Genomic DNA, 11,393 nt, shown 5'->3' on the forward strand with positions numbered 1-11,393 from the left:
TCCGGATCCTACAGTTCTTGTTCCAATGCGCGGTACTTTTCGCGCAAATGATTACGTATGGTAATAGCGGCCAAATTCAAACTTACAATCACTGTCACCAGAAGTAAGGAGGTCGCGTAAACCAGTGGTCTTGCCGCTTCAATGTTGGGGCTTTGGAAACCAACGTCATAAACATGATACCCCAAATGCATGAACTTTCTGTCCAAGTGCAAGAAAGGGAAATTCCCATCCAATGGCAGGCTTGGCGCCACTTTCACTACACCCACCAACATCAAGGGGGCCACTTCCCCCGCTGCACGAGCAATTGCGAGAATTAAGCCTGTCATGATGGCGGGGCTTGCCATAGGCAAAACGATACGCCACAAGGTTTCCGCTTGTGTGGCACCCAGCGCCATAGAGCCGTGACGCACAGACACTGGAATGCGCGTTAGGCCTTCTTCTGTGGAAACGATCACCACGGGTAGCGTTAAAATAGCCAGCGTCAACGACGACCACAAAAGCCCGGGAGTGCCAAATGTCGGGTTCGGCAATGTCTCTGAATAAAATAGGTCATCGATGTTTCCGCCAACAAAATAGACGAAAAAACCAAGCCCAAACACGCCGTATACAATAGAAGGGACACCCGCCAGATTCACCACAGCGATACGAATAATACGCGTAAACGCATTCTTGCCGGCATATTCATGAAGATACACCGCAGCCATCACCCCCAAAGGCGTAACCATCACGGACATCAGAAGCACCATCAGTACCGTGCCAAAAATCGCTGGAAACACCCCGCCTTCTGAGTTGGCTTCTCTGGGGTCTTCAGTAACAAAACGAACAATCTGATGCGCCCAGTGAATTAGCTTTTCGTGCCAACTCATCGCATTGGGATACCATATTGAAAGCACATCATTGAGCGGGACTTTCACTGACAGTCCAGACCGATCCTTGATGATAAGATAATCAAGGGAAAGTGCAGAACGCATCACGTTTAATGACGACGCTAAGGTTTGGTATCGCTCAGTGAGTGTCTCAATTTCATCAAGGATAATTTGAGGGACAGCTTGGTCGGCTTTCTTGTAGGTGCCAGCTTCCGAATTGAGCACGTTTAGTTGACGATTAACCTTCTCGATTTCACCTTGTTCAATGTGATGAATCGCTTCTCTTTGCTGATCAGCAATCTCGATTTTGTCTTCAAAAAACCTTGGCGTTACACCGCTCTCGACAACCTTTCCACGTTGCATGTACCCCGTCGGCACACCAAAAAATGCACCATGCTCAGTTCGTTCAATCACAGCAATATCAGGTCGAGGGGTTTGTGAGAGAATATTTTGTTCAAGTACAGAAACGAAGTCATGATCTTCTCGCTCACGGTTACCAATCTTAATTAAAAAGCGATTCTGCTCAGAATCAAAATTTGGCTTTAGTTTAACGCCAGCTTCCTTGAGCTGATTGGCAGACACAGATTCCACGCCATAAATTTCGCCAAACAAGGTTTCAGTACCTCGCTGGGTATCAACCTGAAACTCATAGACAGGAGCGGGCCAAAAAAAAGTGAGTCCTTTCCACCCAATCAAAAGCATCACGCCCAGCACGGCGACCAGGCATAAGCTTACCATCCCCGCTGTCATCCACACCCACGGCGAGCTTCTGTTGAGCCGCTTAAACATCACGACTCCTTGCTGGGAATATAGCCAATAGCAAGCAGGAATGATTAACGGACAAGTTACAACGCACGGTATTTATCTCGCAACTGCTGACGAACAAATTCTGCCACCGTATTAAATAGAAACGTAAAACTAAACAGAATAAATGCCGTGAGAAAAAGCACGCGATAGTGCGAACTGCCCACTTCAGATTCTGGCATTTCAACAGCAATGTTTGCCGAGAGTGTCCGTAAGCCTTCAAAAGGATTCCACTCCATCAACGGCGTGTTGCCCGTTGCCATTAAAACAATCATGGTTTCACCTACAGCACGCCCAAGCCCCATCATGACAGCAGAGAATATGCCAGGGCTGGCAGTAAGCAGCACAACACGAGTGAGCGTTTGCCAATGCGTTGCTCCTAAGGCAAGTGAACCATTGGTTAAATGACTCGGCACCGAAAAAATTGCATCTTCCGCAATGGTAAAGATGGTAGGGATCACGGCAAAACCCATCGCTAGACCAACCACAATCGCGTTACGCTGGTCAAAATTAACACCTAATACATCAGTAACAAACACACGACTGTCACCACCAAGGAAGGTATTTTCCACCCATGGGCCAATTGCAAATGCTGCCAATCCGATCAGTAAAATTAAGGGGATCAACACAAACAGATGCCCGCCTGCTGGCAGCCTCTGGCGCCAGTTTCGGGGCAATGATGTCCAAACAACCGCAGTCGCCAAAAAAGAAATTGGCATTGCGAAGAAGATGATAAACACCGCAGGAAGGTGCGTTTCAACAATAGGGGCAAGCCAGAGTCCAGCGAGGAAACCAAGAATAACCGTCGGTAATGCCTCCATGATTTCAATGGTTGGCTTCACCACTTTACGTAGTCCAGATGGCATAAAATACGCAGTGTAAATCGCACCGCCAACTGCGAGCGGAATCGCGAATATCAGAGCATAAGCAGCCACTTTTATGGTGCCGAAGACCACTGGTACAGCGCTGAGCTTTCCTTCAAACGCTTCGCTACCTGACGTGGACTGCCACACGTAATCAGGCTCACTGTAGCCTTCATACCAGACCTCTTTCCACAAAGAGGTAATGTTGACATCGGGGTGAGGGTTATCGACATCCAATACTGTGAGTATTTGATTTTGTTCGACCAACAATCGGTCTGCACGAGGTGAAAAACTCACTGCATCCACATGACTCGTCAGCGTCGGGAAATCAAAATTTTTCCATGTTTCGGTTGGAGCATGCCAAAGTGACAGCGCGCCGTTCCCCGCAAGGTTGGCGAAAACATTTCGATGCGCTTCGACGGCCAAATAACCGTTCTGAGTGGAAAACTCTCTCACCATGGTCAGTGTTCGCGTATTGGCTTTCACCACATCAAACCATTGCCCAATGCGACCATCAGCCAACCTCACCAACAAAGAATGTCCACCAGCCAGCAAGGTTATTGATTCTGGCAACTGTCCCGTCACCGTCTTAATGTTCACCGTCTCGCGCAAAGACACCTTTTTATCAGAAAGGTTGTAGACGTTAAGCTCTTCTCCCACCAATTCGAACAGCTTTCTGCCGTTTGGTGTCACTAATACCGTTGCATCACTTTCAGTGGGAATCGCAACACGCAATGACTCCTGACCCGATTGCTCGGCAATGAGATTTAAGGTGTCACCCACAATGCCCGCGATGACACGATCATCGCCATTTAATGCGAAAGAAACGCTGGTCACAGGCGCGCTGGGGTCGCCAAGTTTGACACGATCGAGGGATTGAATATCTGGCGTAAAACTGCGCACACCGTCTTTATAATGTGCAAGAAAACGCAGTCTCTGAAACGACACAGAACCGTCATCTAGACCATAAGCACTGACGCTACTCGAAGTATTCGGTGTAAAAAAGCTGGTTGGAGACGCGGCTAATTGCCTGCGGATCAATACATCACGCGGAGCGGTCAATGAAAATACTGTCAGATCGCCTGCATCGGAATAGCGGAAACCAATATGGCTATTTTCATCCATGCCGATTTGAACAGGGGCATCGGAAAAACCGACATCAAATTGCGGCCCCATTTTCACATCAGGGCTTTTGAGCAAAGGGAGAACAACGTAAGCGAGGTAGAAAAAAATCAGCAACAATGCAAATAACACCACAAGACCGCCCCCAGTGACAGATAGGCGAGCAAGCTTGTCTTTGAAACGTCGACGGGGATCTCCTTGCGTCAACGAATGGGTGGCGTTTGCCATTGGTACCTCTTTTTCTAAATTAAGCGGCCTATAATATTTCCATTTGATGACAAAAATGTGACAGCCTAGAAATATAGACCAAGTTGGGCATATGAAATAAATTTGTAATAAAACATGTTTAGCCTTCGCTAACATTGATGTGAGACACAGTTCGACAGCGCTCATTAATGCAGCAGTGGACACGCTTTCATGCAAATCTAATAATGAGATTTCATTCCGCTGTAGACGTTAAGGACCAACCATGAAGCAGTTAGTGATCACTCTGATCGGCACCGATCGCCCTGGCCTTGTAGAAAAGCTTTCTGACACCGTATTCAAGCATCACGGAAATTGGCAGGCGAGCAGCCTAAGTAAGCTCGCGGGTAAATTTGCGGGCATCATTCAAGTCGACATTAAAGATGATGATGCAAACGCGCTGTCACTTGCGCTCAATCGCATTCCCGATCTTGATGTTCTTATCGCCGATGCGCCCCATCAATCAGAACCAGACACCACAACACACTCTCTCACCGTCACAGGCAATGATCGCCCGGGTATTATTCAAGAAGTCACGAGAGAAATTGCAAAGTTTGGAATAAACATCAACAACCTAGAATCCAGCGCACAAAGTGCCGCTAACTCTGGCGGTGTCATTTTCACCGCTGATTTCGATTTAGACATCGCGAACACAACGTCATTAGATGATCTCGGTGAGGCACTGGAATGCCTATCTGATGATCTTATCGTGGAGTTTGACGTCAACGATATACAATAGTAGGAAAAGGGAAGAATGAGCGCTGATAAATACATCGACAAGGAACTAAGTTGGCTGTCCTTTAATGAAAGGGTGCTTCAAGAAGCGGCTGACAAGAATGTCCCCATTATAGAGCGTGTGCGCTTTCTGGGGATCTTCTCCAGCAATCTTGATGAGTTTTATCAAGTGCGCTTTGCCGATGTGAAACGTCGCATCTTGATTAATGAAGAGCAAGGTGTCCACAATAACGCCAAAGAGTTGCTCAGCAAAATTCAAGAGAAGGTACTGAAGCTTAACCAAGATTTTGACCACCTCTACAACGACATTTTGCTAGAAATGGCACGTCGACACATATTCTTGGTCAACGAACTTCAATTGACGGAATATCAGCAGAACTGGCTGAAAAGACACTTTGTCAGCAATCTTCTTCCCCATATCACGCCCATTATTCTTACCGACGACATGGATTTGCTCTCCTTCCTCAAAGATGCATATTCCTATCTGGTCGTTGAGTTAAAAAAAGAAGATCAAGAAACACGCTATGCGCTAATTGAAATTCCCACCGATGAAATCGAGCGTTTTATTAAGGTGCCGGAACCTAAGGGTCGGCGTCGACGTAAAACCATCATTCTGCTCGATAACATCATTCGACTCTGTCTCGATGAAATCTTCCAAGGTTTCTTCGATTACGACAGTATTGAAGCGTATGCCATGAAAATGACGCGCGATGCAGAGTATGACCTCACTAACGAAGTCGATCATAGTCTGCTTGAAAATATGTCCGACAGTTTGGATCAGCGTTTGACTGCACTGCCCGTGCGCTTTGTTTATCAACGCGACATGCCCAAAGCCATGGTCAAGTGCATCATCAAAATGCTGCGTATTTCGGACTACGACAGTGTGCTACCGGGCGCGCGTTACCACAATTTCAAAGATTTCATTGGCTTCCCCAACGTCGGTATGCGCTATTTGGAAAATCCACCGCTACCGCCGATAGAATCTGCCGATTTCCGTCAATCCGTTAACGCTTTTGATGCCATTCGCGAACGCGATGTACTGCTCTATTACCCTTACCACACTTTTCAGCACATGACAGAGTTGGTGCGCCAAGCCTCCTACGACCCTAAAGTGCGCAGTATTCGCATCAATGTTTATCGTGTCGCCAAAAAAAGTCGCATTATTAATTCGATGATTGATGCCGCCAACAACGGAAAGCGGGTCACTGTGGTCGTCGAACTCCAAGCGCGATTTGATGAAGAGGCAAACATCGAATGGGCGCGTGTGTTGACCGATGCAGGCGTCAAAGTTGTCTTTGGTACGCCAGGGTTAAAGATCCACTCCAAACTATGTTTAATATCACGTCGAGAAGAAGACGGACTGCGCGAATATGCGCATATCGGCACAGGTAACTTTCATGAAAAAACCGCCCGCCTTTACACCGACTTTTCCTTGTTCACGGCCGATAAATCCCTCACGACAGAAGTGCGTAAGGTCTTCAACTTCATCGAAAACCCTTATAAACCCGTCAAGTTCACCCAATTAATTGTGTCTCCACGCAACTCACGCAGCCGATTGTACCGGCTGATCGATCGCGAAATTGAACACGCAAAAGCCAAACGTAAATCCGGCATCACGTTGAAAGTGAATAATCTCGTTGATGTTGGCTTGGTGGACATGTTGTACAAGGCCAGCAGTGAAGGCGTGAAAATACGCATGATTGTGCGAGGTATGTGCTCGCTTATCCCCGGGGTTAAGGGGTTGAGTCAAAACATTCGGGCAATCAGTATCGTTGACCGCTTCCTTGAGCATCCTCGCGTCTTTGCTTTTGAAAACGGTGGAGAGAGAGACGTTTACATTTCTTCAGCCGATTGGATGACACGCAACATAGATAACCGCATTGAAGTTGCCACGCCAATCAAAGATGAGCGCTTGAAAGACCGCATTATGGATATCCTCGAAATTCAGTTTTCCGATCGTGCCAAAGCGCGCGTTTTAGACAAAGAAATGTCCAACGCCTACGTAAAACGCGGAAATCGCAAAAAAATACGCTCACAGATTGAAATTTACGATTACCTTAAACAAATGGAGAGAACTGAAAGACGACGGTTAGCGGACAAGCAGAAGAATGAGTGATACCACCAATACAGAAAAACCAAGAGAGATCGCAGCTATTGATCTCGGCTCAAACAGCTTCCACATGGTCGTTGCCCGGGTTGTCGGCCAAGGACTCCAAATTGTCAGTCGACACAAACAGCGCGTTAGGCTTGCCTCTGGCCTGGATAATCTTCAAAACCTCGACAATGCCGCGATTGACCGCGGCATTGAGTGCTTAGCCATGTTTGCCGAGCGCTTACAGGGGTTTGACGAAGAAAACGTGCGTGTTGCGGCCACCTTTACTTTGCGTGAGGCAAAAAACAGCCATGTGTTTTTGCAACGCGCACAGCATGCCTTCCCGTACCCCATTGAAATCATTCCTGGCGTTGAAGAGGCGCGACTTATCTATCTCGGAGTGAGCCATACGCAACCAGGGGAAGGGCGAAAATTAGTGGTGGATATTGGCGGAGGCAGTACCGAGTTAGTCATCGGTAGAGGCTTCAATCCCACCTTAGTAAACAGCAAACGAATGGGCTGTGTCAGCTTTAACGAGCGCTTCTTCAAAGACGGGCAAATATCGCATAAACGTTTCGCTGCAGCCCAATTGGCAACCGAGCTAAAGCTCGAGAGCATGGCGCACCAATATATTAAACATGGCTGGGAGGAGGCGGTCGGATCGTCTGGCACTATAAAATCAATACGTGAAGTGTTAATTGCCGATGGCCATGATGACGGCATTGTCACCCGCAAGCGCCTCGACAACTTAATTGATCAGGTGCTGAGTGTTAAATCAAGCGATGAATTAGCACTTCCTGGCCTCACGCCAGACAGACAGCCCGTTTTCGCCGCTGGCCTCGCCATTCTTTCTGGTGTGTTTCATGCGCTCAACATTGAAAAAATGGTGTTCTCTGACGGTGCTCTTCGAGAAGGGTTGCTCTATGAAATGGAAGAGCGGTTCCAACACAGTGATATTCGAAGCCGCACCGCTGCCGATCTCGCTGAGCGCTACCACATCGACCAAGAACATGCCGAACGTGTTCAGGAAATGGCTGAGAACTTATACTTACAAGCAGAGCCTCAACTGGGCTCTAAAAAAGCCGAGCTTTCCATCCTAATGAGTTGGGCCGCGCTATTGCATGAAGTGGGCTTGAGTATTTCACATTCCGGTTTTCACAAGCATTCTGCCTATATTCTGCAAAACACCAATTTACCGGGCTTCAACCAAGAGCAACAAACAGTATTGGCGACCCTGACACGCTTTCACCGTAAGACTTTAAAGTTAGGTGAGATGCCTGAGTTCGCCTTGTTCAAACTGAAACACATTTTCCCGTTGATTCGCGCGTTACGCCTTGCTTGCGTGCTCAATGTTCAACGCTCTGGCGATCCGCTACCGGAGGTGAAAATAGAAGCTGATAACGATCATTGGTCACTGGTTTTCCCGCAAGACTGGCTGAGCCAAAACCGATTGCTCGCGGCAGATCTAGAAACTGAACAGGCGTATTGGAGTGCGGCAGGCTGGACGCTCACTATTGCGAAATAAAGCCTGGAGGCGGTACGGGAAATAGCGACAAAAAAGCCGATGAAACGCTTGTTTCATCGGCTTTTTACTTGATGATTTTCATCTCTGGCAGCTATTCGTTGTCAATTTATTGTTGGGACATTCGTCGATGGCACATTACAGGCCCAAATTCTTCAATTGATCTTCAATGACATTATCAGGCAAAGGCACAAAGCCTTCACCGGCTGCAAGCGCCTGCCCTTGACGCGACAAAATGAGCTTAATAAACTCGGCCTCCATCGGCGCTAACGGTCTATTTGGCACCTTGTTAAGGTACACATACAAGTAGCGTGATAACGGATACACGCCAGTGGTGACATTATCAACATTTGCATACACAAGCTCACCATCTACATCTAGCGGTAACATTTTCGCGCCTGCTGTACGATACCCCACCCCTGCATAACCAACGGCATTTAGCGATGAACTTACCGACTGCACAACCGATGCTGAGCCGGGTTGCTCATTCACATCTGCGCGAAAGTCACCGTCACACAAGGCCTTGTCTTTAAAAAAGCCGTACGTACCTGAAACAGAATTTCTCCCGAACAGCTGGATGTTACGTTTCTCCCAGCTTCCACTGAGACCTAACTGGCCCCACTTCTCAAAACGCTCCGTTGAACCACAGCGCAACGTTTCTGAAAACAAGGCATCCACTTGGGTCATGTCCAGCGCTGTCAGTGGATTGTCCTGATGAACAAAAATCGCCATGGCATCAATGGCAACTTTGATGGCTGTTGGCGGATAACCATACTTGCGCTCAAAAAGCTCCACTTCGCGTGGACGCATGGCTCGACTCATAGTGCCAAACTGCGCGGTTGCTTCAATCAGGGCAGGGACTGCAGTCGACGAGCCCGATGTTTGGATTTGCACATTCACACTGGGGTAATATTTCTTAAATAGCGTTCCCCACTGGGTCACTAAATTGGCGAGAGTGTCAGACCCTACGGTAGATAAGTTGCCAGAGATATTGTCAGCGCGATGATAAAGAGGCAGATGATCATCGGCCTGCGCTACGTTGCCAAGCATCAACAAACCAATCAGGGCGATAACGCGTTTTAGCATGACAAACGCTCCGGCAAGGTGAACGAAAACACACTGCCTTGACCCAGTTTACTGTAAATCTCGAGTTCAGATTCGTGGTGATTCAGCGCATGCTTCACAATCGCCAACCCCAAACCACTGCCGCCCGTTTCGCGAGAACGCGCTTTATCGACGCGATAGAAGCGCTCCGTCAGACGATCAATATGTTGAGGTGCGATGCCCTCGCCACTGTCTTTCACTTCCAAACGAGGCCCTTCTGCTGTTCTAAACCAACGTACCGTGATTTTCGCGCTGGCTGGCGTGTGTTTAACGGCGTTATACACCAGATTAGAAATGGCACTGCGCAGTTGGTCGTCATCTCCTAACACGCTAAGAGAGTGGTCTACGTCAAATTCAAACTCATGCGCTTGATCGCCACTGAGTGCTTGCGCTTCTTTTTGCAATACATCCAACATGGCAGGAACATTTACTTTCTGATCAAGGGCAATTTTCACGCTGGCTTCGATTTTCGAGAGCGTAAGTAGTTGCTCAACTAAACCCTCCATGCGCGTCAATTGTTCTGTCATTACGCCATGTGCTTTTCCCCACATTGGTCCCACCAGCATGTCAGGGTCTTCAGCCATCTCCAGATAGCCACGAAGCACTGTCATGGGTGTCCGTAATTCGTGAGAAACGTTGGCGAAGAAGTTCCGGCGCATGCCTTCAAGCTGTTTGAGCTGAGTGATATCACGTACCACCATCAGATATTCGCCTTCCGCGTAAGGCATGGTACGAAACTCAAGAGTTTTAGATACATGAAGCGGTGAACGCATCTCAAACGCTTCCCCCAGTTCTGCACGGCTTAAGTACTCGATGAATTCAGGGGTACGGATAAGGTTGCCAATGTATTGCCCCGCATCATCAGGCATTCGGAAACCAAGCAGGTCTTGCGCCAGTTTGTTGCACCATACAATCGAACCATCATGCTCAAACACGACGACTGCATCAGGGAGTGATTCAGCACCGTTACGGAATCGGCGGATCAAATTCGCCAGTTCTTTTCGACGACGACGGTTACGTTTTTGTAGCCGGTAAATACCATTAAACAGCGGTGTCCAACTGCCAGAGCCGGAAGGCGGGGTAAGACTACGCTCTTTCCAGAGCCAATCAGAAAGCTTGAGTTGGTGGTAAAAATTCCATAGCAGAACCAGCACGGTGGCGAGAAGTAGTAGCCAAGGCAGACCACCAAAGAACCAGCCAATCACGAACCAAGGTAAATAAAAAAAAGCCAGCTCTAGAGCCAGCTTTTTCCATGTGAGTCTTTCGACCATTTATGTCTCCATCAGGCCATCCAGTGGCCAACGGACAGCAACATGAACGCTAATTTTTCAGTTTACGCACGCGTTGAGAAACGGTAGCCAGCACCGCGCACGGTTTGAACGAGCTTATCATGTCCGTCCTCTTCCAGTGCTTTTCTCAAACGGCGAATATGCACATCTACAGTGCGATCTTCTACATATACGTTGGTGCCCCAAACGTTATTAAGAAGCTGCTCGCGGCTATAAACACGCTCTTGATGGGTCATAAAAAAGTGCAACATCTTAAATTCTGTTGGCCCCATATCGAGCGGTTTTTCATTCGCGGTCACGCGGTGAGAGACAGGGTCAAGTTTTAACCCCTGCACATCAATCACGTCATCCAAAGAGGTTGGCGATACACGGCGCATGACCGCTTTCAATCTTGCCATTAGCTCTTTCGGTGAAAAAGGCTTAGTGATGTAATCATCAGCGCCGACTTCTAAACCGCGAACTTTGTCTTCTTCTTCGCCGCGAGCTGTCAGCATAACAACGGGGATCTGACGTGTCAGTTCATCGCGTTTAAGGTGTTTGATCAAGTTGATCCCAGATCCACCCGGTAACATCCAATCCATCAAGATCAGTTCAGGATAAGGCTCGCAGATTTTTTCCAGAGCACTGTCATAATCTTCTGCTTCTACGGCCTGATAGCCTTTTTGTTCCAGTACAAAGCACAGCATCTCGCGAATCGGTGCTTCATCTTCGACAACAAGAATCCGTCTTACCATTATTCCATACCCGGTTAAC

At 48.0% G+C, this 11,393-nt stretch carries 8 protein-coding genes; 3 read left to right on the forward strand and 5 right to left on the reverse strand.

Annotated elements, in window-relative coordinates; all coding sequences use genetic code 11:
* Positions 1–8 precede the first annotated feature (8 nt).
* Entirely contained in the window at positions 9–1,655 is a 1,647-nt protein-coding gene (gene pstA, locus AB8599_RS12565; protein ID WP_407331253.1) for a phosphate ABC transporter permease PstA, read from the reverse strand.
* A gap of 56 nt (positions 1,656–1,711) precedes the next feature.
* The gene (locus AB8599_RS12570; RefSeq protein ID WP_407331254.1) at positions 1,712–3,883 is read right to left on the reverse strand and encodes a phosphate ABC transporter permease; all 2,172 of its coding nucleotides are present in this window, start codon (positions 3,881–3,883) and stop codon (positions 1,712–1,714) included.
* Positions 3,884–4,124: 241 nt separating this feature from the next.
* On the opposite strand from AB8599_RS12570, the gene AB8599_RS12575 reads away from it, so the two are divergent.
* Genes AB8599_RS12575 through ppx form a run of 3 tightly spaced genes read left to right on the forward strand, consistent with a single transcriptional unit; the run spans position 4,125 to position 8,250 of the window.
* Positions 4,125–4,637, forward strand: a complete 513-nt coding sequence (locus AB8599_RS12575; RefSeq protein ID WP_407331255.1) for a glycine cleavage system protein R — start codon at positions 4,125–4,127, stop codon at positions 4,635–4,637.
* A 15-nt stretch (positions 4,638–4,652) separates the two neighbouring features.
* Positions 4,653–6,749 (forward strand): polyphosphate kinase 1, encoded by a 2,097-nt coding sequence (ppk1, locus tag AB8599_RS12580; protein WP_407331256.1) that lies wholly within the window; start codon positions 4,653–4,655, stop codon positions 6,747–6,749.
* Positions 6,742–8,250, forward strand: coding sequence for an exopolyphosphatase (ppx, locus tag AB8599_RS12585; protein WP_407331257.1), 1,509 nt, complete (start codon positions 6,742–6,744; stop codon positions 8,248–8,250). Before ppk1 ends, ppx begins: the two co-directional genes overlap by 8 nt.
* A gap of 135 nt (positions 8,251–8,385) precedes the next feature.
* Here ppx and AB8599_RS12590 read toward each other — a convergent pair whose 3' ends face one another.
* The 3 genes from AB8599_RS12590 to phoB form a co-directional block, all read right to left on the reverse strand.
* Complete coding sequence (locus AB8599_RS12590; protein WP_407331258.1) at positions 8,386–9,333, reverse strand: PstS family phosphate ABC transporter substrate-binding protein; 948 nt, start codon at positions 9,331–9,333, stop codon at positions 8,386–8,388.
* Positions 9,327–10,622 carry a phosphate regulon sensor histidine kinase PhoR gene (gene phoR / locus AB8599_RS12595; protein ID WP_407331259.1) on the reverse strand — a complete coding sequence of 432 codons (1,296 nt, stop codon included), beginning with the start codon at positions 10,620–10,622 and terminating at the stop codon, positions 9,327–9,329. Before phoR ends, AB8599_RS12590 begins: the two co-directional genes overlap by 7 nt.
* Before the next feature lie 62 nt (positions 10,623–10,684).
* The gene (gene phoB, locus AB8599_RS12600) at positions 10,685–11,374 is read right to left on the reverse strand and encodes a phosphate regulon transcriptional regulator PhoB (RefSeq protein ID WP_016960564.1); all 690 of its coding nucleotides are present in this window, start codon (positions 11,372–11,374) and stop codon (positions 10,685–10,687) included.
* Positions 11,375–11,393 lie beyond the last annotated feature (19 nt).

Source organism: Enterovibrio litoreus (assembly GCF_045679545.1).
GTDB lineage: Bacteria > Pseudomonadota > Gammaproteobacteria > Enterobacterales > Vibrionaceae > Enterovibrio.